Origin of the sequence: Streptomyces collinus, assembly GCF_031348265.1 — a bacterium.
In the GTDB taxonomy this organism is placed as follows: domain Bacteria; phylum Actinomycetota; class Actinomycetes; order Streptomycetales; family Streptomycetaceae; genus Streptomyces; species Streptomyces collinus.
The window spans coordinates 7,461,923-7,483,514 of record NZ_CP133771.1 but is presented as its reverse complement, the minus strand read 5'-3'; the positions used below and the strand labels follow the sequence as shown (position 1 = coordinate 7,483,514).

The 21,592-nt window shown below is 69.3% G+C and carries 19 protein-coding genes and 3 pseudogenes; 8 read left to right on the top strand and 14 right to left on the bottom strand.

Going from position 1 to position 21,592, the window contains the following annotated elements; all coding sequences use genetic code 11:
* Positions 1–132: 132 nt before the first annotated feature.
* Entirely contained in the window at positions 133–1,659 is a 1,527-nt protein-coding gene (locus RFN52_RS33735) for a hypothetical protein (RefSeq protein WP_184852025.1), read from the bottom strand.
* A gap of 520 nt (positions 1,660–2,179) precedes the next feature.
* Here RFN52_RS33735 and RFN52_RS33730 point away from each other — a divergent pair.
* Together RFN52_RS33730 and RFN52_RS33725 are read left to right on the top strand one after the other, a co-directional pair.
* Positions 2,180–2,428, top strand: coding sequence for an ATP-binding protein (locus RFN52_RS33730; RefSeq protein ID WP_311241119.1), 249 nt, complete (start codon positions 2,180–2,182; stop codon positions 2,426–2,428).
* A 248-nt stretch (positions 2,429–2,676) separates the two neighbouring features.
* Positions 2,677–3,348, top strand: coding sequence for an SMI1/KNR4 family protein (locus RFN52_RS33725; protein ID WP_184852024.1), 672 nt, complete (start codon positions 2,677–2,679; stop codon positions 3,346–3,348).
* Between the two features lie 65 nt (positions 3,349–3,413).
* On the opposite strand, the gene RFN52_RS33720 is transcribed toward RFN52_RS33725, so the two are convergent.
* Complete coding sequence (locus tag RFN52_RS33720) at positions 3,414–5,399, bottom strand: hypothetical protein (RefSeq protein WP_184852023.1); 1,986 nt, start codon at positions 5,397–5,399, stop codon at positions 3,414–3,416.
* Positions 5,400–6,055: 656 nt separating this feature from the next.
* On the opposite strand from RFN52_RS33720, the gene RFN52_RS33715 reads away from it, so the two are divergent.
* Positions 6,056–6,412 carry an ATP-binding protein gene (locus RFN52_RS33715; RefSeq protein ID WP_308431891.1) on the top strand — a complete coding sequence of 119 codons (357 nt, stop codon included), beginning with the start codon at positions 6,056–6,058 and terminating at the stop codon, positions 6,410–6,412.
* Between the two features lie 89 nt (positions 6,413–6,501).
* Here the strand turns inward: RFN52_RS33715 and RFN52_RS33710 are convergent, their stop codons facing one another.
* The 7 genes and pseudogenes from RFN52_RS33710 to RFN52_RS33680 form a co-directional block, all read right to left on the bottom strand.
* Positions 6,502–8,448 (bottom strand): hypothetical protein, encoded by a 1,947-nt coding sequence (locus RFN52_RS33710; RefSeq protein WP_311241118.1) that lies wholly within the window; start codon positions 8,446–8,448, stop codon positions 6,502–6,504.
* Between the two features lie 201 nt (positions 8,449–8,649).
* Positions 8,650–9,307: pseudogene (locus RFN52_RS33705) on the bottom strand (contact-dependent growth inhibition system immunity protein).
* A 13-nt stretch (positions 9,308–9,320) separates the two neighbouring features.
* The gene (locus tag RFN52_RS33700; RefSeq protein ID WP_184852021.1) at positions 9,321–9,620 is read right to left on the bottom strand and encodes an RNase A-like domain-containing protein; all 300 of its coding nucleotides are present in this window, start codon (positions 9,618–9,620) and stop codon (positions 9,321–9,323) included.
* 59 nt (positions 9,621–9,679) lie between these two features.
* Complete coding sequence (locus RFN52_RS33695) at positions 9,680–10,252, bottom strand: hypothetical protein (protein WP_184852019.1); 573 nt, start codon at positions 10,250–10,252, stop codon at positions 9,680–9,682.
* A gap of 27 nt (positions 10,253–10,279) precedes the next feature.
* Positions 10,280–11,569, bottom strand: coding sequence for an RNase A-like domain-containing protein (locus RFN52_RS33690; RefSeq protein WP_311241117.1), 1,290 nt, complete (start codon positions 11,567–11,569; stop codon positions 10,280–10,282).
* A gap of 156 nt (positions 11,570–11,725) precedes the next feature.
* Entirely contained in the window at positions 11,726–12,016 is a 291-nt protein-coding gene (locus RFN52_RS33685) for a hypothetical protein (RefSeq protein ID WP_311241116.1), read from the bottom strand.
* On the bottom strand, positions 12,016–12,357 hold the full coding sequence (locus tag RFN52_RS33680) for a family 1 glycosylhydrolase (RefSeq protein ID WP_184854126.1): 342 nt from the start codon (positions 12,355–12,357) through the stop codon (positions 12,016–12,018). The genes RFN52_RS33685 and RFN52_RS33680 overlap by 1 nt, the downstream gene beginning before the upstream one ends.
* Between RFN52_RS33680 and RFN52_RS33675 the strand changes: the two are divergent.
* Positions 12,325–12,508 (top strand): annotated as a pseudogene (locus tag RFN52_RS33675) (coagulation factor 5/8 type domain-containing protein); the annotation flags it as partial. The gene RFN52_RS33680 and the pseudogene RFN52_RS33675 overlap by 33 nt on opposite strands.
* A gap of 51 nt (positions 12,509–12,559) precedes the next feature.
* Here the strand turns inward: RFN52_RS33675 and RFN52_RS33670 are convergent.
* Complete coding sequence (locus RFN52_RS33670; protein ID WP_184852017.1) at positions 12,560–14,380, bottom strand: elongation factor G; 1,821 nt, start codon at positions 14,378–14,380, stop codon at positions 12,560–12,562.
* Between the two features lie 521 nt (positions 14,381–14,901).
* On the opposite strand from RFN52_RS33670, the gene RFN52_RS33665 reads away from it, so the two are divergent.
* The gene (locus RFN52_RS33665) at positions 14,902–15,285 is read left to right on the top strand and encodes a DUF6083 domain-containing protein (RefSeq protein ID WP_184852015.1); all 384 of its coding nucleotides are present in this window, start codon (positions 14,902–14,904) and stop codon (positions 15,283–15,285) included.
* A gap of 102 nt (positions 15,286–15,387) precedes the next feature.
* Here the strand turns inward: RFN52_RS33665 and RFN52_RS40260 are convergent.
* Positions 15,388–15,477 (bottom strand): annotated as a pseudogene (locus tag RFN52_RS40260) (YceI family protein); the annotation flags it as partial.
* Positions 15,478–15,879: 402 nt separating this feature from the next.
* Between RFN52_RS40260 and RFN52_RS33660 the strand changes: the two are divergent.
* A complete protein-coding gene (locus RFN52_RS33660; protein WP_184852013.1) occupies positions 15,880–16,512 on the top strand; it encodes a hypothetical protein in 633 nt (210 codons plus the stop codon).
* A 191-nt stretch (positions 16,513–16,703) separates the two neighbouring features.
* Entirely contained in the window at positions 16,704–17,120 is a 417-nt protein-coding gene (locus RFN52_RS33655) for an NUDIX hydrolase (protein ID WP_184852011.1), read from the top strand.
* Positions 17,121–17,302: 182 nt separating this feature from the next.
* Here the strand turns inward: RFN52_RS33655 and RFN52_RS33650 are convergent, their stop codons facing one another.
* The 3 genes from RFN52_RS33650 to RFN52_RS33640 all read right to left on the bottom strand — a co-directional run bounded on the left by RFN52_RS33650 (position 17,303) and on the right by RFN52_RS33640 (position 20,147).
* A complete protein-coding gene (locus RFN52_RS33650) occupies positions 17,303–17,902 on the bottom strand; it encodes a hypothetical protein (protein ID WP_184852008.1) in 600 nt (199 codons plus the stop codon).
* 350 nt (positions 17,903–18,252) lie between these two features.
* A complete protein-coding gene (locus RFN52_RS33645; RefSeq protein ID WP_184852006.1) occupies positions 18,253–19,167 on the bottom strand; it encodes a YceI family protein in 915 nt (304 codons plus the stop codon).
* Between the two features lie 137 nt (positions 19,168–19,304).
* Complete coding sequence (locus RFN52_RS33640; RefSeq protein WP_184852004.1) at positions 19,305–20,147, bottom strand: SDR family oxidoreductase; 843 nt, start codon at positions 20,145–20,147, stop codon at positions 19,305–19,307.
* 436 nt (positions 20,148–20,583) lie between these two features.
* Here RFN52_RS33640 and RFN52_RS33635 point away from each other — a divergent pair, with 436 nt between their 5' ends.
* A complete protein-coding gene (locus RFN52_RS33635) occupies positions 20,584–21,393 on the top strand; it encodes a hypothetical protein (RefSeq protein WP_184852002.1) in 810 nt (269 codons plus the stop codon).
* Positions 21,394–21,592: the final 199 nt, after the last annotated feature.

The following is a 21,592-nucleotide window of genomic DNA, read 5'->3' as shown; positions in this document are numbered from 1 at the left end:
CCGGGCGTTCTCCCCGTCGGCGAGCTCGGAGAATGCCACGCTGACGGTGGTGCATTGCTCGAAGCAGCGACCGAGGAGGCTGCTTCGGCAGCCCCTGCTTCCTGGCGGGCCAGCCGCCCGCCGTGCCCGTCCTCAGTCGACCTCCCGCACGCGTGCAGCGGTCCGCTCGGCTAGCTCGCGGACGCCCTTGGCGGCGTTGTCCGAGAGTTCGCCGAGTACGGCGTCGGCGGCGGTGAGGAGGGCACGGGCCTCCTCGGAGCGGCCCGCGTCGGCCAGGGCGAGGGTGAGCCGGTAGTGCTCCTCGGCGATGAAACGGCCGAGGTTGACCCGCTGCCAGTGGCGCAGTGAGTCGTCGCCCGGGGTGGCCAGGGCGTCGCGCACGGCAGCCAGGCTGTCCAGCGCCTGCGGCAGCCGGCCCGCCTCCCGTTCCAAGCGGGCGAGGGTGTGCCGCGCTGAGACCCGGTCCCATGCCGTCTCCTGGAGAGCGGCGTACAGGCGCTGGGCGCGCAGCGCCTGGGGAAGGTCGCCGAGTTCCTCGAAGTCCTGGGCGAGCCCGCTCAGCGGAGCCGTGGCCAGGGTGCGGGGCGCCCCGGGGCGGCGGAGTCTGCTCTGGTCCATGACGATGCTGTCGAGTTCGCGGATCAGCGTCACCCGCGCGAGGTCCGTCATCCCCTGGTCCCGCGCCAGGTCGGTCCATGTGGAGACCGGCTCGTCCGCCGGGTCCGTCCCGAACATCGACTCGTCGAGCTCCCGCGCCCACTGGCGCAACTCGTCCGCGCTCGCACCCGGTTCCGGCATACCGCCCAGGCCGCACGCCGTGTCGAAGTCCGTCTCCCGGACTTCGAGCAGCAGCGGCAGATCTCCGGTGTCCCCGTGCAGCCCCACCAGCACGGCAGCGAGCCGCAGTTCGTCCGTCATCGACGACCGTGTCTCGCGCCGCAGCAGATGCCGCAGCAACTCCAGATCGCCCTCGGCGCGGTCGAACTGCGCGGCCCGCAGGGTGAGCCGGCGCCGGACCGGGTCCTCGGCGACTTCACGCCATGCCGTGTGGTCGCCCTCCCGCAGGCGGGCGAGATCGGCGCGGCCCGCCGCGAGCACGGGCTCCCACAGCGGGGGACCGGCCGGGCCCAACCGGTCATACGCGCACCCCTCATCCGCGTTGAGCAGGACGAAGTCCGGCTCGGTGCGCAGCAGCGCGGCACGCAGTCTGCCCACCAGCTCGACCGGGGAGCGTTCCGGGAAGCCCAGCGCCGTACGGAGCTCGGCCCGCTCCTCGTCGATCCCGTAGCACTCACGGATCTCGTCCTCGGTCTCCGCGACGCACGCCAGGATCTTCTCCTCACCGTCGTCCGGCGACAGACGCGTGTAGCCGCGCCAGCCGGGCAGGCCGATCACGAGCTCCAGGGCCTCGTCGACGCTGGAGCCGACGATCCCCGCAGCGCCCTCCGAGTCGGCGTAGAGCACCGAGCCGTCCGCGCACACGAAGTACGTGCCGCCGGTGTCGTCCCCGGCCACCGTCTCCAGCGGCCCGCCCGAGGCGAGGCGGACCTCCTCGACATGACCGTGGGCGGCGCGGTCCAGGTCGAAGTCGAAGGGAAAGGCGGCCAGTTCGGCCAGGCGGCGGTCCTGCCGCAGCAGCCGTAGCGCGTGATCGGTCATGTCGCGGAAAGTAACACCGTCCACTGACCGCGGACTCGCGGCCCCTGCAGGAGGCCATGCGGACAGGGGATGCGGTCACGGCCGGCGGTTCGGGCGATCGCCCCGACGGGGGTACCTCGGCGGTGGCAGCCGCGTGGACGGTCCCGGCACGCACCGTGGCTCTCGCGCCACTTCAGCCCGCTTCCCCCGTACCGGGGACGAGCCCTCCGCCCCTCCCCCGTACAGCCCCCGCCTGTACACCCGCACCCGCGTGCTTCCCACCGCCACTCCAGGAACACCGTGGCGCTGGTCAAGGAATCAGCGGAGACAGGGATCGCGGCCCCTTCCCCCGAGGTCGACACCACCCGGAAGTCACCCAGGCCCAACGGCTGCCCCGAGCGGTCGTTGGGTGAGTGAACGGACGCGATGAACTTCTCACCGTCCACCGAGACCACCATCCCCTCGGCGACCCTCCCGTCGTCCTCGCGGACCACGGCGACGGCGTTCCCCTCGGGACGGCCGCTACGAGCGGACAACGGCATTGCCTGTCCGCAGAGTTGACACCTCCCGTTCCAGCCCCACACCGGCACCCCGCCTCCGGCTGGCCGCCGAGGCGGACTGTCGGCGGCTGCGCGTGGAGGTCTCCGACACCCGCGCGGAACGCCGACCCGTCGCCACGACCGCCACGGACCCCGATTCCGAGTCCGGCCGCGGCCTCCTCCTCGTCGCCGCCCTGGCCGACGACTGGGGCGTCACCGACCGCCGCGAGGGTCCCGGCAACACGGTGTGAGCGGTCGTGGCCGCCGCGTCGAGCGGCCGATAAGGCCCGCCGCCAGGCCCCTTCTCGATCAACCTGCCAAGCTGCCGGCCTGCCGCCGCACCCGTGACCACACGTTCACGCGGACGAACGCCGGCTCACCGGACCGACGACGCACCGGGCGCGTCGAGCCGCACGTGCGCTTCGGCTTCAGGCTTTGTGCAGCGGGAGAGATTCGCAAGGTTGCCGAGGAGCGGCGTGAGACCCGTAAGGTCACGGGTATGACGGACGATCAGCAGCAGGAGCAGGCTGTAACGGGCGCCTGGGCGAGGATCGAGAAGTGGCTGGAGCAGCACGCTCCGCGCTCCTACCGGATGCTTCCTCCGCCCGCCCCAGAGGCCGACGTCCGTGAGGTCGAGCAGGAACTCGACCTCACCGTCCCACCGGGCCTCAAGGCGTTCTACCGCCTCCGCAACGGGACGGGTCACCCCGGTGACTTCGGCTGGACACCCGAACCCGAGACCGGACTCCCCCCACAAGGACAGGAGACGGCCTGGCTGTTGCCGAGGAAGCATGGGATACCTCCCGTGCAGCATCTGCCGTACTGGGATGAAGGCCCTCACACGATCGGTATGCCGGACGACCCCGTGGTGCGATACCTGGCGTTCGCCGCGACCGACCGCAGCGGTCTGTACGGGCTGTTCACGGACTGCACGCCAGGGCCGGGGTACGGACGGATCGGCACCTTCGAAGAGGCCGGCATTCCCAAGCTGGGCGTGTGGCCGTCGTTTGCCGACTACCTCATCGAAGTCGCCGACGCCCTGTACGAGAACCGGGGTGTGGAGTACGCGGACGGACACCAGGACACGAAGGTGCCCGGCCTCGTCGATCAGGCCCTGGTGTGGGACGGTCCGGCGCATCCGCGGGATCCGGACTGGACGCGCTTCGCATAGCACCGTGGCCGGAGCACCACTGGATGCTCCGGCCACATGCTTGGTCAGTCAGAGGTCAGGTCAGTTCAGCCGACCTTCTTCCACGCGCAGACCGTGTCGGCGTTCTTACAGTGCTCGAAGCCGGGATCGCTGATGAAGAACCCGTCCTTGTCGAGCAGCCGCATCTGGGGAACGAACTTGATGCCGAGGTCACGGAAGGCGCCGGTGTTCTGATCCGTGGGAACGGATCCACGGCCACACTTCTCGTTCCACTTCGGGCCGGTGTAGCCGTCACGGTTCTCGGCAAGCAGTCCCCACGTGCCGCCGGTCATGGGCTTGGTGTAGAGCTGTGCGCACTCCTTACCGGAAGCAACCTGGTTCGGGCCCTTCGGCATGCCGCCGCTCTGGTACGTACTCGCGGGCGCGTACTCGTCGCACGATCCGTCGGGCGTGGCGGGGTTGGGCTTGAAACCGCTGGTTCCCGTGGGGCAGACGATGCCGCGGCTGTCGTCGTTGGTCCAGTCACCGCCATCCGGATCGGCGTTGTTGCCGGGGCCGAGGTAGGTGACGAGGGAGTCCCACTTCCGGCTGCCGGGGTGGGAGGGAAGCTTCTCCTGCAGCAGCCAGTAGTAGGCACCGGCCGCCGGGTACAGGTTGGTGTCCACCGTCCAGGTGGGCTTGAAGTACGGGAAGACACAGCCGGTCTTGATGCTGCCTCCGGCGATGTCGTCACAGCGCGGCGCCAGTTCCCGGACACGGACGTCGCCGCTGGTGCCGAGGCTGGTCTGCGCGTGAGCGTTGCCGGCGTCGACCGAACCGAGGAGGCTCCAGCCGAGGTCGAACTGCTCCTTGCCGGTGCCGTTCCAGATCGTCTGACTCTTCGCTGTCATGGCGTACGGGGCGCCGACTTCGCCAATCGCCCAGTGCGGCGTGGTGTTGAGGCCGTCGTTGCTCGACCACTTGACCTGCGAGCTGGTGCAGTCCTTGCAGTTGTCGCCCGGCTGCCAGGTGAGGTGAACGCCCTCGGTCGCGGCGTCGATCTGCGTCGGGACCACGGTGAGCTGCTGGTCGAACTCCGCACGGTCCGTGCCGGTGTCCGACTTCCTGTTGTACAGCTTGATCTGCTGGGACAGCGCGAACGTGGCGGTGCCGAACCTCGGCAGGTCATCGGCGTCGACGAAGATCAGGGTCGCGTAGCCGACGTTCTTGAGGCACGCCTCGCCCCGGTTCATGTAGTCCTTGCCGTCGGGTTTCGCGGCGCACCACGAGACCAGATCGGCGCCCCGAAGAGCTTGCCTCATCGCCCTCTTGGCGACCGCCGCGTCTTCGGCAGTCGGCGCGTCACGACTGATCTCGATGCACACCTTCCGACCGTCTGCGTCCGGGGCGGAGCATCTCCGGGAGGTGTCATCCCCGCGCAGTCCCCTGATCGGGCCGGGATCGGTACGCGTGAATTCGACCGGGGTCTGCGCGAGCGAGTCGATGCCGGACGTGGCCTGTGGTGCCGGGAAGGTGACGTACGGCTTCTCGGCCGGGGGGACGTTGATCTTGAAGGTGGAGTACGGGGACCAGTCGCTCTCGTACACGTTGCTGGTGACGTCGTACCCGGAGGAGCGGACCGCGTAGGTGACACCGTTCTTGAGTTTGCCGGCCGGAACCTTGACGGAGGCCGGTTTGCCGGCGGTCACCTCGCCGGAGACGAGGACGCCCCACTGGTTCTCGTCGGTCAGCTTGACGACCGTGGCCGTGGGCTTGCCGCTGGAATCGGTGGTGTGGACCTCGAACGTGGCGGTGGTCTTGTGACCGCTGGGGGCGATGACCGTGTTGCGTAACGTCGGTGTGGTGGTGTCGGTCTGCCACACGTTGTTGGTCTTCGTGAACGGCGGGCCGACTTCGGGGCCGTTGGGAGTGTTCGGCTCGGCGGCCGCGACGGTCCGTGCGCCGGGACCGTGAACGGCGGGAGGGCTGTCGGAGCCGACCGCATGGCTGATGCCGGGGGCACCGGACCCGATGACGATCGCGAGGATCGCACCGACGGTTAAGCGACGTCTTCTTGCAGTGGCGGGTATCAACCTGTGACCTCTCTCCTGGAGAACAACAGTTCGATACCAACAGGTCGTGGCGGCGCGGGCCATAGCCGAGATCACGGTTTGAGCGAGGAGGGAAAGAGATGAGCCACCAGGAATCCCGTATGCGTCGCCTCGAAGGCCGCCATCGCGAACAGGGGGGCGGATGCGTCCCGAAGCCATCAAGGTGGTCTCGGCAAGTCACGGAGGCGGACAGCGCTTTGCCTTACACCACGGTCGCCGGCCCCGCTGCGAAGTTGGTGCCGCCGGCATCGACGGGGTCGGTGACGGTCCAGGCACCGGGTGCATCTCCACAGGCGCGGATCAGTAGCAAGCCGACCAGGGAATGCCACTGCCCCCGGCTGAACGGCGGGTCAAGGGTGCGCTGAGCGTGGACACGCAGTCGGCCGTCGCCGTGCTGGTGGGGGCTGGTCTCGCCAGGACGGCAGGAATGCGGGAATCACTGCCGTCCTGCCGTCACTCACGGTGCCGGCCGAAGCGAGGAGAGCCACCGTCGAGCTCGAGGTGTCGGACGACCCCGCACGACGCACCGAGCCGCGGCGAGCGCGCTCACGCCTATGCGGCCAGCGCAGGGAACACGACCACCGAGCCGTCCTTGTCGCGGGAACCAGATCCACAGGTTGGGCGACGGCGTCTCCGCGATGGCACCGCGCGGTGCGGGCCCGGCACGGCACGGGCGGGTGCCCGGCCGGGACTTCCACGTCCGGCTGGCCGCCGAGGCTGTCGGCGGGCGGTTTCGCGTGGAGGTCTCCGACACCCGCACGGAACGCCGACCCGTCGCCACCACCCCCACGGAACCCGAAGCCGAGTCCGAGTCCGGCCGCGGCCTCCTCGTCGCCGCCCTGGCCGACGACTGGGGCGTCACCGACCGCTGCTCCGGCCCCGGCAAGACGGTGTGGGCGGTACTGGCTACCGCGTCGAGCGATCGGCCCGGCAGTATCCGTCCACAGGCACCGGCGCTCCCGCAGCACCCGGTCGGACTGCCACCGAGCCCATGACAACCGCCTCACGCGCACGATGGCTGCGCACCAAACCGACGGCGTACGGTGTCTGCGGCCGGGGCGGTCCTCGTCAGTTGGCTCGATGCCTACTCGGCCCCACAGTTCGCGGCCTGGGATTCAGTGAGCTCCTCGGGCCTCGTGCCGGTGCTCTCACCCTTCTTGCCCGCCTCGATGGGAGCGTGGCGCCTCCGTCGAAGAGCCTCATGCTCCTCGTCCGGAATCGTCATCGACTCAGCGAGCACGGCTGCGAGCGCGTCCACTTGAGTGTTTTCGATGTCGGCACGGAAGAGCCACCGGATGCTTTCGTCGCGCGTGATGAGGTCGATCGCCGGGCGCTCACTCTTGTCCTGTGTCGCTGCTCGGACGTATCGCACTCGGTCGATCGGGATTTCCTGACGGATTTCGCCCTGCTCGAGGAAGGCGTTCGTCTTGGTGATGATGATCCGGCGGTCCGTGACGGCGACCAGTGTCTTCGCCGCGGCCTTGTCCCTCGCTGCCGCCAGCTTCTCCTTCGCCCCGCCGATGATCGCGGAGATCGGGCCGAGGGCGTCGAGCTGGTCGGGGAAACCAAGAACACGCAGGGTCTCACCGTCCTCGACGTACCACCGCAGGATGCGGAGGTACGGCTCGAGTTCCAGCGATTCGGGTGCGCAGACGACCTCCGGAGCCTCGAGCGGAGGGGCCGGCGGACGAAGGGCGTCGGCGAGAGGTTCGATCGCCTCCAGAAGACGGGCGGAGGTCTGGCGGGCCGCCTTCGAGTCCCTCCGCTTTCCCGGCAGTGACGGTGACAGTGTCTCGCGTCCGGGAAGCTCGGCGATGATGCGCAGCTCCCGCGTCAGCGCGTCGACGAGGCCCGTCGTCTCGGGGAGGGAGGAGTCCAGCTCCGTGCGGGTGTCACGCGCGATGACGTCGACGAGCCGTGCTTCGTCGGCGTCTTCGCGTCCTGCCGTTCTCGCCTTTCCGGCGCGGAGCGCCTGGTAGCCGGTCCATGCCTTGAGGGAGGACAGCAGGGCGTGGGCGTCGAAGACGATCGCCTCGGCGTTCGTCTGAAGGTACTCCCGGAGGCGGCGTGTGTCGGCCTGATCGATCTGTCCGACGTGGCCGCGGACGTTCCGTCGGTACAGGTCGAGCTGCTTACTCAGCGACGCCTCATTACCCGCGACGTTCTCCCACAGGGAGGCGGGGACCGATCCGACCGCTCGCGCCTGGTCGATCGCGCGCTCGACCGTGCTGACGAGTCCTGTCAGTTCGGCCCACTGCTCGTTGCGGATGGTGGTGAGCACCTGGCTCGTCAGGGCGATGTTGGTCCTCACGAGGCCCGTGATCTCGCTCAGTTGCATCTGAAGCGCGACCATGGCCAGCGCCGGCCCGAGCGTTGCCGCGTTCTGCGCCATGCTCACGGACGTGACGGGGATGAGGCGGGCCTGAGCGACGATCTTGCCGTTGAGGAACACCGCCCCGAGGTTCGCTCCGTCCTTGACGGCGAGCGTTCCGCCTGCCTTCAGCAGGGCCTGTGTCGCGCTGCTGATTCTGTAGAGCCCCTGCACACCGGCGAACGCGTTGGCGAGGTTGCCGGCCACGGTCGCCGCGTCACCGATCGAGGCGAGGACCGTGGAGATCTTCTCGCGGTCGGCGGACGGCACGAGCCCGAAGTCGATCAGATCGGACTCGAGCTCCGCCGGGACCTCACCGAGGACGACAGCAATCCCTGGGAGCACCTCCGCCAGAACCGTCGACGCCGTCACCGAGTCGATGTCCGAGTCGGATGCCGGATCGTCCACAACTGGTGAGTCGGCGGTATCGCTCTGGCTGTTCTGCTCGGGATCCGCGATCTCTGTCGATTCCGAAGGGGCCTGCATCCGGTTTCCTCCCCACGAGGGCGCGCCACGGCCATGCGTCGGCGGCGTTCGCTGCCGAAGTCTACGGCTCGAGGGCCTGCGGTTCGGTGGCAACTGACGTACCGTCCCATGGCAGTTTCGACACTGCCCACTTGCGAGCACAAGGCGCTGAACCTGACCGCCGACGACGGCCACGGAGGTCGAATCCAGGGCTCGATGTCAGTGACTCGGCCTAATCTGCTCCTCGCGTCCGTTCACCCAGCACCGAGCCGCGCTCGCGGACAGGGCGGAGGGCTCAGCCGCGCGGCGCCGCATTCGCCCCACGCGCCCGCGCCGCGCGGCAGCAACCGCTCATACACGGACTTCGTCGGGGACCTCACGGGCTGGACGTGACGATCAGCCGCCGGTCAGCGTCGCCGCCACCGCCTGGAACCAGGCGCCGTGGGAGAACGGCTCGGGCGGGCCGACCTCCATGCCGAGTTCGGCGGCGGCCAGGGCGTAGTCCCCCCTCGTCCAGGGGCAGTGCGAGCAGCTCGTGGAGTTCACCCACGAGGCGTGCGACCAGGTGAGTGTCGGTCGTGGTGGCATAGTCGGCGACGGCGGCGTCGTGGTCGGGGAACTCGTCGACGATGTCCTGCGAGAACCAGCCCCCGAGGAGTTGCGCGGTCTCCGGGAAGCGCGCGTGCCACTCCCAGTGCGTCTGTGGGGACGACGGCTCTGGGACGTCGCCTTCCTCGATGCTCTTCTTCAGGTGATCGGCCAGCACCATCAACCAGTCACCGATCTCGGACTCTGCCATCCCGGTGTCCGGGATCGAGTAGAACTCGCCCAGCCTTTGCTTGATGCGGCCCGGTGGGTTTCGGCTGTATTCGCGCAGTTGGCGCTCCGCCTCCGCGAGGACCCACGGGCGGGTGTGCCAGGTGTGACGGAGGTAGGCGTCCAGCGCGCGGCTGCGCCGCTCCGGGGTGTCGTCGGCCGGCTGTCCCAGGTAGGCGCGCATCACCTGGTCCAGCTCGCCGTACCGGCGGTCGTGCTCGAGGGGCTTCATGGACATGTGCGTGCGGCCCCTACAGGTAGAACGGGACGGTCGTGTGGACGACGAAGCCGTGCGCGCTCGACGGCTCGCGGCGCAGCACGACGCGCGCCGCGCGGACGTCGACGGGCCCCAGCCCCGCCAGCAGGTCGCCCTCCAGTTGGACCCGGCCCACGGGGTCCTCTCGGGAGGGCCAGGCGGCCTCGATGGTGAGGCGGGCCCGGGTGCCCTGGGCGAGCCAGCGATGGATGACCTGCTCGTTGTCGGTCACCACCTGCTGGGTGGCCCAGTGGGCGGTCTCCCGGTCGGGGTAGGAGGCGGAACGGGTCAGCACGGGGGCATCCTCTCAAAGCATCTGGTCAGGAGCTGCGCTTGTACGGTTCGGCAGCCGGATCAGTAGTCGGAGAAGTTCCAGAACATGCCCACCTCGGTGCCGGAGACGACGATCAGGCCGCAGTCCTCCGAGTAGTCGTTGGTCAGCGCCAGCGGGCTGTAAGCCCAACTCGATGACGTGAAATCGAGCGTGCCGCGGACATGGCCGGGCTTCTTGACGTTGGTGTGATAGGTGGCCTCGTCTCCGTACCGTGCGAGGATCGTGCGTGCCATCGCTCGCAGTTCCTCCTCGCTCTCCGTGAAGCGCTTCAGGTTGGACAGGGTGCAGCAGTCGTCCGTGAGGGCCAGCAGCAGGTTCTCGGCGCTGGCCCGGTCGATCTCGTGGAGACGCGCCGCGATGTACTCCGGAGGGTGGACGCCGAACGGATACGTGGGGTACGTCTCGCGCTCCGGGGTCTGCGCCGTGTCGTCGAGACCGGTCCAGCCCCGGGGATCCGGTACGGCCCGGGCCATCAGCGCGAGGACGTCGAGGATCCAGTCCTCGTGGCGCCGCGGACCCGTGGCGTCGTACGGGAACGCGTCCTCGAACAGGTGGCGTACCGCGGCTTCCCAGGCAATCTGGTCGACGGACATGTGGTGCTGGCCTTTCTCGGCGGGGCGTCAGGCCTTGGAGGGCATCGACGTCATGACGGTGAACGGCGGGGTGCGGCTGCTGTCGTACCGGATCCTTGTGTCGATGCCGGTGCCGTCGTACGCCTTGGCGTTCATGCCCCCCTGCTTGTACCCGGACAGCGGGTCGTTCGGGTCGACCGGCTGCTTGAACACGCTGCGGCCGCTGGTCTCGCCGTTCGGAGCAGTCGAGTGAAACGGCTCGACCTCACCGTCACCCGGCGGCGGCGGGCCCTTGATCCACGCATCAATGGCCGCCTTGTTCTGGTTGAGGTTGTACTCGGTCAGCTTCTCCGCCCGCTGGTAGTTCGGGAAAGCCGAAGCTGCTTTGGGCATCGGCTTTCCGTACGGCCAGGCCTGCGTTGGCGTCGGGTTCGACTGCTGGTCGCGCAGGCGCTGCGCCAACTGCTCGTCCGTCTTACCGACGTGCCTGTCCAGGGTGTGACCATGCTCCAGGTACTCGTTGGCAGCGAGGTTGAGGTCGTACTTACCGGTCGAGTCGACCTTCAGCCAGACCTGCGAGTCCTTGAAGTCCTCCAGGGCCCGCATGCCGAAGCCTTCCGCACGCGCCTCCTGGGCTTCGAACTTCGGAGCGCTCCGGTGCGCCTCGTCTAACGGTCCCATGAGCGCGTTGAGTTGTGGTACGAGCGCGTCGACCCGTCGGTTGTACTCGGTGACGATCGCGTTCAGCTTGGCGGTGTCCATGTTCAGGACGATGCCCTGGCCCAGCTGGCTCGCGCCCTTGGCGACACCCTTGACCACGCCTTTGACCAGACCCTTGACGTCGTCCATGCCGACGCCGTCCTTGAGGTTGACCTCAACCTTGGGGATCGCGTCGCGCACGGCCTCGATGTAGACGTCCCACACCTCGCGGTTGAGGTAGACGGCCGCCTCGGCGAAGTCGTGGAGGAGATCGCTGACTTTCTGAGCCGTGTCGAACAGCACCGTCATCACGGGGTGGTTGGCGGTCTGCGAGGAGGAGCTGTCGTGTTTCCACTCGTAGTTCATGCGGCTCTTGCCCCACGACGTCGTGCCCCACAGCGAACTGCAGAAATGGCGCATCGCGTCGCGCCACTGGCTGTTGGTCTGCTGCGTGATGCTGTTGACGTTGCCGGTCAGCCCGCTCTCCGCCGTGGAGAGCGAACTGGTCGTCGCCATCCACGCCTGAGACAGCGAGTTCAGGTAGTGCTGCTGCGGGAACGGGTAGACCTCGGCGACCTTGCCCATCCGGAAGGCGTGCTCGACCACGGGCCTCAGTACGTCCCGGACCGGCTCGGGCACCCACTCGAAGAGCCTGCGGATGAAGTCGTCACCGCCGTCGTCGTCGCCCCACTTCAGATTCGGTACGGAGCCGTAGGCGGGCGGCTTCTCGATGACCTTCGGTAACGGCTGGACGACCGGCTTCGCCTTACCCGTCGGGTCGTTGGCCGCCTCCGCCTACGCATAGGCATTGGCCGTCGAAGTGAAGCCGACCGCCGCACCCCCGATGCTGACGACGCTCCTCGCCCACACCTCGATGAATCGGTTGCCCACCTTGACGTACGACGTCGCGAAGGCCTGGGGCGAGGTGCCGTAACCGCCGGCGTCCGGGTACTTGTGCAGATCGTCGAGGAGGCTCTTGGCGCCTTTGTCCATCACCGTCTGCTGGCTCGCGACACCGCCCGAGACGCGGTGGAGATCGGTCGGCTTGACGTCGATGGTGCCGTTCTGGCCCGGCGGCGTCCCCATCAGCCGGCCCCCCAGCCACGCACCGCCAGGATGGGCCGCCGGAACTCGGCCAGCAGTTCCGGAGGCCCGGCTTCTCTGGCGGCTCTGCGCGCCTGACCCCGATGAGCCCGGACGTCACCGGCGTACCGGCACCCTGTCCCCTTGATCGTGCGCCGCTGCGTCGCGTAGTCGATGTGGACGAGGTCGAACCGCTTCTCGTAGCCGGACCCCCACTCGATGTTGTCCGGAAGCGACCAGGCGAAGTATCCGGCCAGCGGGGCGCCCCTGCGGGCGGCGGACGCCCAGGCGGCGAGGTGCGCCACCACGGCTACTACAACGTCGACCCGACCGTCGTGCAGCATCACGGCTTCGCGGCGCCGAACCGGCCCGGGGTGCGCGGCGACCTGCTCGTGGTCTCGCTCGGCGGCAACGGGCAGTACGAGCGTGTCATCAACGACAGGGGCGCCGACGTCGGGGGCGTCCACGGTGCCGTCGACGGTGGTGTCGTACCCGGGAGGGAACGGCCCCTCCCTTCCGGACGGAAAGGAGGGGCCTGTCGCGGCGCTACCGCGCCGATGCCGCCACCGGCGCCGGCGCGTAGCCGGTGGGCCGGGCCGTGAACGTGCCGCGGCCCTGGGTGCGGCTGCGCAACCGGGTCGCGTAGCCGAACAGTTCGGCCAGCGGCACGGTGGCGGTGACGACCGCCGCGCCCGCACGGGTGACCGAGCCGGTCACCTTCCCGCGCCGGGCGGCGAGATCGCCGAGCACACCGCCGACCGCGTCCTCGGGCACGGTGACCGTGACCTCGACGACCGGCTCCAGCAGGACCATCGCGCAGGCGCGCAGGGCCTCCCGGAGACCGAGCCGGCCTGCCGTGCGGAACGCCGTCTCGGAGGAGTCCTTCACATGAGTCGCCCCGTCGGTCAGGGTGACCCGCAGCCCGGTCACCGGGTGCCCGCCGAGCGGGCCATCGGCGAGGGCGTCCCGGCAGCCGGCCTCGACCGCCCGCACGAACTCCTGCGGCACCCGTCCGCCGACGACGGCCGAACGGAACTCGAAACCTCCCTCGTCGTACGGCTCCACGTCGAGGACCACATGGGCGAACTGCCCCGCCCCGCCATCCTGTTTGACATGCCGGAACACCAGCCCCGACACACCCCGGCCCACGGTCTCGCGGTAACTGACCCGGGGACGGCCTACGTTGACCTCCAGGCCCAGATCGCGCCGGAGCTTCTCCACCGCCACCTCCAGGTGCAGTTCCCCCATGCCGGACAGCACCGTCTGCCCGGACTCCGGGTCGGACCGCACGACCAGCGAGGGATCCTCCTCGGTCAGCCGCGCCAGCCCCGACGCGAGCCGGCCGGTGTCACCGGCCCGGCGGGATTCGACCGCGACCGACACCACCGGTTCGGGCACACCGGGCGGTTCCAGGGAAAGCGGCGCGTCCGCCGCGGACAGGGTCGAGCCCGCGCGGGCGGACTTCAGCCCGACCACGGCCACGATGTCCCCGGCGACGGCTCGCTCCAGCGGGGCGTGCACGTCCAGCGGCGACGGCAAGTAGGCCACGACCGCGTCGAGCAGCGGCTCGACACCGCGGTTGCGGTACGCGGAGCCGCACAGCACGACCACGCCGTCACCGTCCCGGGTCACCTCGCGCAGCGCCGAGGAGAGGGTCCCCCCGGAGAGCGTGCCCGTGGCGCAGAACTCCTCCAGCGCGCCCGGGTGCAGTTCCGCCACGGCCTCCTCCAGCGACCGGCGGCGTTCATGGGCTGCGCCCCGCAGGTCGGCCGGCACCGGCACGTCCTCGGCGGTGCCGTCGTCGGACCACAGCAGTGCGCGCATGCGCACCAGGTCGACGACGCCGGTGAAGGTGTCCTCCGCGCCGATCGGCAACTGCACGACCAAGGGCGCCGGGTGAAGCCGTTCCCGGATCGACGCCACGGCAGCGTCGAGGTTGGCGCCGGCGCGGTCCATCTTGTTGACGAACGCGATCCTCGGCACGCCGTGCCGGTCGGCCTGCCGCCACACCGACTCGCTCTGCGGCTCCACCCCGGCCACCGCGTCGAACACGGCCACGGCACCGTCGAGAACGCGCAGCGCACGCTCGACTTCGTCGGCGAAGTCGACGTGCCCCGGGGTGTCGATGAGGTTGAGCCGGTGACCGTCCCAGGCGCAGCTCACCGCCGCGGCGAAGATGGTGATGCCCCGGTCGCGCTCCTGCGGGTCGAAGTCGGTGACGGTGGTGCCGTCGTGGACCTCGCCGCGCTTGTGCGTGGTTCCGGTGGCGAACAGGATCCGTTCGGTGACGGTGGTCTTGCCTGCGTCTACATGGGCGAGGATGCCGAGGTTGCGGACGACGGCGAGCGGGTTGAGGTGGGTGCGCACGGCCCGGGGCCTTTCGGTGCGATCAGAAATGGGGCAGCGCGATTCCCGGGCGAAGAGGGCCGGGTGAACCCGAACTCGACGTTGTGTCAGGACTGTTCGGGTGACGGGCGTTCTTCCCGGTCAGCCGGTGCCGCCGCGCAGCGGGCACCGGGGCGACGAAGACACGAGGATCACCTCGTGCTGCGGCAGGGAGACGGCGACAGCGGTGTGGTCACGCATGGCCGTCTCCCTTCGTTCGTCGCGATGGTGCCCGGCGCTCGGTAGTGGGCGGCGCCGGGTATGGGCGTGAGTGTAGGGAGACCGATGGGACCTGGGCCAGGGATTTTCCGACGCCGGGCGGTGAGCGGCGGGTGCGGGGCGGCCGGGGTTCGTTCCGTCGCGTCCCGGCCGACGGGGATCCAACGGTAGTTGCCGGTTGCGGCTGCCGAGCCTCGCTGCGCCCCACTGGTGTCCAAGCACCTCAGGGGTCTCGTCCGGTTCGCGCTCTACTCGCCGGGCCGGTGACTGCGGACTCTGGCCGTATGGGGGCTGTTGAAGAGGGGCTGCGCCGATTACAGGTGGGCCAGCACGCGTGTCCGCACTGCCGGTTGCCGCAGGATCGCGTGCCGACGCTGGAGCAGGACTGGGTTCTGCTGGAGCCGGGGCTGGAGGTGCCGGCGCATCTCGTGCCCGCGGAGCACCGGTGGATCACTCTGTCGGACGGCCGGGTCACGGTGTACGAGGTGTGCCCGCCGGACGGATCGCAGCGCTGCCGGATCGAGCACCGGCTGGCGTGCTCGAAGCAACCTTTGCCCGATCTCTGGCCGTGGCTGACGGCCCTGCGCGCGGAGAATGCCCGGGCGGCGCAGCGCCGGACCGGTCCGGAACCGCCCCGAACGCCGCAGGAGTGGCCGGACGCCGGGTAGGCGCGGCTCACCCCTACGACGGAGCCGAGGACGCGGATGCCCGGGCCGGGCCTTCAGAGGCACGGGCCGGACCGTATCTCCGGCGGGGTAAGCGTTCGTGGGGCGGTACATCGCCTGGACGCCGAGCTCCAGTTGCACGGTCGGTGGGACCGTGGCGATGCCCCGGGCGAGCGGGGAACGCCAGTTGAGCGTGCAGGGGCTACACGCATCCAGGAACGGGAGGCCGGAGGTCCTCTGATCGCAGACGAAACTCTGAGCTGGCGCTTCCGAACCCCTTGACTACCCGCGAGTTCCTCTGAGTTGCAGTTCCCGCACTCCCCTACCGCTCCCCGGCTGGACCCCCCGCTCCCCAGATTCTGCCAATTCCCCTGAATGACTCATCCCCACCAGCAAGTCACCTGCGAGACCTGCGAGTACGAGGAGCGCCTGCCGGCGTCCGCACCCACCGCAGCAAGTACCACTGACCACGCCGAAGCACCCCGCTCACCTACCGAAGTAGCAGGGCGGGGCGCTGCTCCGTCACGACTCGGTGAAGGTTGCACACAGTTCCCCCACAAGCGGTCTAAGGTGTTCCGACGTTCAACCTTTGGGGGAATGATGCGCGTTCGCGCTACTGCAGCCACGGCTGCCCTGTTTCTGGCCGCTCTGACCGCGTGCGGCGGCGGGGACAGCGACGGTGCGTCGGCCCAGACGAAGGCGCCGGCCGGCAAGACGAAGAAGGTCGACTGCACGAGCCAGACGCTCGACCAGGCCGAGTGGATGGAGCACTGCGCCGACGAGGCCAGCCCCGACCCCGACACCGGGGCGAAGTCGACAGGCCTGACGTTCGGCGAGTCGTACAAGTGGCCCGACGGATTGAAGGTCACCCTCGTAGACGCGAAGGTCTTCACCGACTTCGACAAGGACCTCCTGGAGTCGCCGGAGCCCGACAGCACCGACTTCCGGGTGACGCTGAAGCTGGAGAACGGCAGCAAGGAGCCGGTCGCCCTGGACGACCTGTCACTCATCGTGGAGGGGGCGACGAACGGCGGGGAGGCGGCGTTCACGATGTACGAGAACGGCTCGCAGCCGCTGGAAGGCCGGCTCGCCCCAGGTGTGACCGCTGCGAAGAACGCCGACCACGTTCTGGAGACGAAGTACGGCAAGAAGATCGTGGTGACGGTGCAGCGCAACAGCGAGAACTTCGACCTGGACTTCCCTGAGTTCACGGGCGAGATCACCGGCTGAGGCCAGGCACGACGAAGTCCCCACTCCCACGCCGTAGCGGGGCAGTGAGGCACTGTGGTTCACGACGTCGATCCGTTGACGGTGGCAGTGCAGGAGACTCACGCTGACACCGGAGTGCGCTGCACCATTCGCGAGCGGCTTCATCCCGCAGGGACGGACCCGCCCAGCCTGAAAGCCTTGGAGGTGATCGCATGACGACCGAGACGACCACCGAGAAGCCTGGCATCAGCGCCGCCGTCATCGTGAAGGACGGACGTGTGCTGATGGTGCGTCGTCGCCGCGGCTCTGAGAGCGAGCTCGTGTGGCAGTTCCCGGCAGGTCAGATCGAGCCGGGCGAAGCGGCCGAGGATGCGGCGGTTCGGGAGACGGTCGAAGAGACGGGGCTGGTCGTCACGGCGATCCGGCTTCTCGGCGAGCGCGTCCACCCGAAGACCAGTCGCGCCATGTCGTACACGGCCTGCGAGGTTGTCCAGGGCGAGGCCCGGGTCGTGGACGAGGAGGAACTCGACGCGGTCGCCTGGGTGTCGCACTCGGAGATCACGGACTATGTGCCGCACCCGTTGTACGAGAAGGTCCAGGGGTACCTCGACGACGTCTTGCCGCACTGACGGGCGCAACATCCACGCGAGCAGTTCGATCTTGTAGACCCGGGTGCGGTTGCGTCAATCCGGGCCTGGCACTCTTCGACTTCTGCTTTCGCCAGGGAAAGCAGAAGCTAGCGGAACGGCCTCTTCCGTTAGTGCTGGCGGGTCTCGCCCCGCTCGGTCGTCCGGGCGGAGGGCTCGTCATGTCACGTGGAGTTTGCGGTGCCGTCAGAGTTTGCGGGATCTCCGCCAGCGCGGGCAGTCGGAGTGGAGGCGACACGTGCGCCTAGGGCTCGGTAGAAGGTTCTTCTTTCCTCGCTGGTCATGGACTCGTAGTCGCGGAGAGCTTGGCTGAGGCTTGAGCCGGCTTGGAAGAGGACTCGGAGCACGCCCTCAGCAACGAGGAGTACGACGGCTCCTGCGGCTACGTAGAAGGAGAGCCGGGCTAGGTCTGGGTCCTTGGGGGGCTGGTTCGTGGCGGCCCATCGCAGAACATCGATCTGCACGACGACGAGCGTTGTGCAGACGGCGACCCAGACCGCCACGGCCAAGAAGGCGGCCGCGGAGCGGTAGAGGAAGCGGCGAGGCTTGGAGATGATCTCGATGATCGCATCCGTATCGGCGGGGTCTGGCTCAACGCCGCGTTGGATGGCTTTTCGGCTGCGGTTGGTGGAGTCGACAAGCAGGCGGGCGGCGTCCACGTAGACGCTGGTCCACCTGCGGAACAGCGCGTAGGTCTGAACCGATCCGACGAGCAGCGCCGCGAGGATCACCGTAGTGATCAGCGCAGCATAGTCTCCGCTCATGGCCCACTTCATGCGCCCCCCAATGCATTGCGGTGGGAGCGAACCTACAGCCTTCCCGCGGCCCACCGTGCAGGCGGCTGAGCGGGCGCCGCGGACGCATGAGCTGATCGCGACAGCCCTTCTGGGCGGGCCGGTACGTCAAGACTCGTGGAACGGCGCACCTTCGCTTCGGTGATGCCGGACGCGCGAGGCGGATTCCTGAAAGATCTCCGCGGATTCTCACCAGCGGCAGTCGGCGCGAAGCAACCCCCCTCCCCTGCTCGGCTTGTCCATGCGCTCACCGGTACGCGGTTAAGGCCGCCGTAGAAGCGTCGAGCAGGGGGAGATCCCAGAATTGCCAGCGCAGAAACCTACTCCGGCGGGGTGGGCGTGTCGTGGGTGCGGTACATCGCCTGGACGTCGAGTTCCAGCTGGACGGTCGGGCCGACCACGGCGATGCCCCGGGCCAGCATGGAACGCCAGTTGAGGGTGTAGTCCTCACGGTGCAGTTCCGCCGTCGCCAGGGCCGCGCAGCGCAACTCCTGGCCGTAGCCGCCGTTCACGGTGCCGAGGTAGGTCGTGTCCAGGGCCACCGAGCGGCTGACGCCGTGCATCGTGAGGGAGCCCTGCAGCGTCCACTTGCTGCCGCCCCGGTAGGCGAAGCGCGCACTGGTGAAGTCGATGTGCGGGAAGCGCTCGACATCGAGGAAGTCGGCGGACCGCAGGTGGTTGTCGCGGGTGCTGTTGCCGGTGGTGATGCTGGAGGCGTCGATGCGGACGTGCACGCGGGAGTCGGTCATGTCCGGGGCTATTCGGATGCCGCCCTCGAAGCGTTCGAAGCGGCCGTGCACATGGGCCATGCCGACATGCTTGGCGATGAACCGGATCGCCGTGTGCGGCGGGTCGAAGAGCCAGGTTCCGGGCGTGGGCAGCTGAAGCGCCTCGGCGGGCTGCAGCCACACGCGTTCGGTGGCCGTCGGGGCGCCCGGGCCCGTCTCGACCGTCTCGCGGTGCGGCCTCAGGCCCTGCGCCGAGATGAGCAGGCTGTACCGGCCGGGCGGCAGTGCCGCGAGGAAGTAGCCGTACGGGTCGGTGGTGCCGCGGGCGGCGACGCGGTGGGTGTCCAGGGCGGTGACGGTGACGTCCGCCGCGGCCAGCGGCGAGCCCATCGGGTCGACGACCTCGCGGGCGACGGCGCCCGCGCCGGCGGGGAGGGGGAGGGCGAGGCCCGCGGCCGCGGCGGGGGTGCTCTTGAGCCACCGGCGCCGGAGCAGTGCGAGGGCCATGGTGGTCACCTTTCTTCGGGTGTGCGGCCGGCCGGCGGCGATTCAGCGCACGCCGACGGCCGCACCTTGCTGCGGTCACACCCCCTTGTCGATCTTGACGGACCGGGCTCCGGTACGGGTGTCTCAATACGAGACAGTCAGGACTGCCCCCGGAAGGCGTCCGCGTGGTCGGCGGCCCACTGGGCGAAGGTGCGCGCGGGGCGGCCGGTGACCTTCTCGACGCTGCCGGAGACCGTACGGCCCACCTCGGGTGTGTTCCCGTACGCCATGAGCAAGAAGCCGATGACGTCCTCCGCGAGCCCCTCCGCCTGCCACTGCGCGACGGCCTGCTCCTCCGTCAGCTCGATCAGGGTGATCTCCCGGCCGACGGCTGTGGCGATCGTCTTCACCTTGTCGCCGACGGTCAGCACCTCGGGGCCGGTGATCACGTACTCCTGGCGGCCGTGCCCGTCCTGCGTGAGCGCGACCGCGGCGACGGCGCCGATGTCGCCCTCATGGACCATGGCGCTCAGCCGGTCGACGAACGGCTCCCGCACCTCGCCGGTTGCCACGATCCCGTCGGCCCACTCCAGGGCGTTGGCCATGAACTCGACCGGCATGAGCACGGTCCAGTCCACGCCGTCGTCGGCGCGCACCGCGTCCTCCAACGGGGTGGGGCCGCCGCCGTGGAGCACGGTGACGCGGCGGACCCCGGCGGAGCGGGCGAGCTCCAGGAGCCGGGGACCGGTCTCCAGCGGGATGAACGCGGCACCGCCGAAGGTGATCAGATGGAGGCCGGTGACCCCCTCCAGGGCCGTGGCCAGGCCGTCCGGCTCGGTGAGGTCGCCCTCGACGACCTCGACACCGGCCGGGAAGGAGGCCTTCGCGGCGTCACGCGTGAGGGCACGCACCTCGTGGCCCCGGTCGAGCAGCTCGGCGACGACCTGACGGCCCACGGTTCCGGTGGCGCCGGTGACAAGAATTCTCTGCGTCTGGGTCATGCCGCGACCCTAGGAAGGCTTGCGGTCATCTTCTGTCCCCGAGTCCGGAGGAGTGCCTCCGGCTTCCCATAGTGATCCGCAGGGGGTGGGGAAATTGGCGGAACGACGGCTCACGCGGCAGGACTTGGTCCGTCGTGACCGACGAAGCGGCTTCGTCGGAAGACGCCACGAGATCAGCATCTTCTAGTCCAGTCCCGGCCGGAATCCCGAGGCGGACGACTGCCGGTCCTCAGCCCTGGGCACGGCATCGCCGGTGTGGGCAAGCCGTCATTGCTCCGGCAGTGGGTCGCATCGCCGACGAGCACGGCGCTGCCGCGGTGCATCTCGCCGACCCCGTTCACAGTGCCGTCGAGGCGATGGCAGCCCTCAGCGAGCGGCTGAGCCCTCACGAGCTTCCGATGGTCCGACCATGGTGAAGGGCCCTTACAGTGGCGGGATGTCTGCATCTTCCGATCGGCGGGCCCTGGACCTGCTGGACGCCCATCTGGAGGCGCTGTGGGACGCGACGGGCGACGCGCTTTCGCCGGAGCCGTTGTTCGGCCTCGCGGCGGAAGAAGGGGAGCTCGTCCATTGGGCCCTCGACCGGCTCCGGAGCATGCCGCGTGAGCCGAAGGACGCCTTCTCCCGTGAAGTCGGCAGCCTGCTTGCGGAGTTCCGTTCCCGTCGCAGTCCCTGGAACGCGGCGGCGCTGCGGCTGCTGGACGACACGTACACCTTCGTGGCCACCGGCCCTCGAAGGCACGAGGACTGGTCGCACGACGTCCACGCCGTGCTGCACCGGACGGTCGCCGATCCCCGCGGCTGGGTCCGGCTGGACTGGGACCGCGCCAACCCCGCGCGCCGGACATTGCCCGCCTACCCTTTCGCCCCGCTGGGCCCGGCGGATTTGCGAGCCCACCTGTACCCCCTGGAGGCAGAGTCGGCGGTGACAGCACTGGCCGTCATGGCGGAGGAATGGCAGGCGGAGCCGGCCCCCGTCCGCTCCCGCCCGGACCGGGAGACCCTGCTGGCGGACGCTCGGTGCCTGCTCGACCGGTACCGGCCCGGTGTGAGCTACTGGACCAACGCGACGGCCGCCGCATCCGACACGGCCCCAGACTTTCTCGCGTCGGGCCTCCAGGGCACCACATCCCACTGCTTCCACACCGGCGAGTACATCGCCGGCCTCGACATATTCGAAGACCTGGGCTTGATCGCGGTGAACGAGGAAGAGGTAGGCGTCTTCTGGTCCTTCGGGGCGTACTGACGACCATCACGCCGCTGTGATGCGGCAGTTTGCTCGTGACTGGCGTGCGCGATCGCTGGTCTGTGCCACGAGAAGCCTGCATCCCCGCGGGTCATACGAGCGCCGGCGCGCGGCAGTTCGGGCGGGCGATGGCAAGGAACCAGACAGACGGTTCCGGCGGTCACGGGGTTGCCTGGCAGGGCGCAGCCGATCGCGGTCC

Excerpts from the sequence above, each read along its gene's own strand:
- RFN52_RS33665 (WP_184852015.1), top strand. The coding sequence starts at position 14,902 with ATGGGGGCTGTTGAAGAGGGGCTGCGCCGATTACAGGTGGGCCAGCAC.
- RFN52_RS33645 (WP_184852006.1), bottom strand. The coding sequence starts at position 19,167 with ATGGCCCTCGCACTGCTCCGGCGCCGGTGGCTCAAGAGCACCCCCGCC.
- RFN52_RS33735 (WP_184852025.1), bottom strand. The coding sequence starts at position 1,659 with ATGACCGATCACGCGCTACGGCTGCTGCGGCAGGACCGCCGCCTGGCC.
- RFN52_RS33655 (WP_184852011.1), top strand. The coding sequence starts at position 16,704 with ATGACGACCGAGACGACCACCGAGAAGCCTGGCATCAGCGCCGCCGTC.
- RFN52_RS33650 (WP_184852008.1), bottom strand. The coding sequence starts at position 17,902 with ATGAGCGGAGACTATGCTGCGCTGATCACTACGGTGATCCTCGCGGCG.
- RFN52_RS33640 (WP_184852004.1), bottom strand. The coding sequence starts at position 20,147 with ATGACCCAGACGCAGAGAATTCTTGTCACCGGCGCCACCGGAACCGTG.
- RFN52_RS33635 (WP_184852002.1), top strand. The coding sequence starts at position 20,584 with ATGTCTGCATCTTCCGATCGGCGGGCCCTGGACCTGCTGGACGCCCAT.
- RFN52_RS33660 (WP_184852013.1), top strand. The coding sequence starts at position 15,880 with ATGATGCGCGTTCGCGCTACTGCAGCCACGGCTGCCCTGTTTCTGGCC.
- RFN52_RS33725 (WP_184852024.1), top strand. The coding sequence starts at position 2,677 with ATGACGGACGATCAGCAGCAGGAGCAGGCTGTAACGGGCGCCTGGGCG.
- RFN52_RS33680 (WP_184854126.1), bottom strand. The coding sequence starts at position 12,357 with ATGCTGCACGACGGTCGGGTCGACGTTGTAGTAGCCGTGGTGGCGCAC.
- RFN52_RS33685 (WP_311241116.1), bottom strand. The coding sequence starts at position 12,016 with ATGGGGACGCCGCCGGGCCAGAACGGCACCATCGACGTCAAGCCGACC.
- RFN52_RS33695 (WP_184852019.1), bottom strand. The coding sequence starts at position 10,252 with ATGTCCGTCGACCAGATTGCCTGGGAAGCCGCGGTACGCCACCTGTTC.
- RFN52_RS33715 (WP_308431891.1), top strand. The coding sequence starts at position 6,056 with ATGGCACCGCGCGGTGCGGGCCCGGCACGGCACGGGCGGGTGCCCGGC.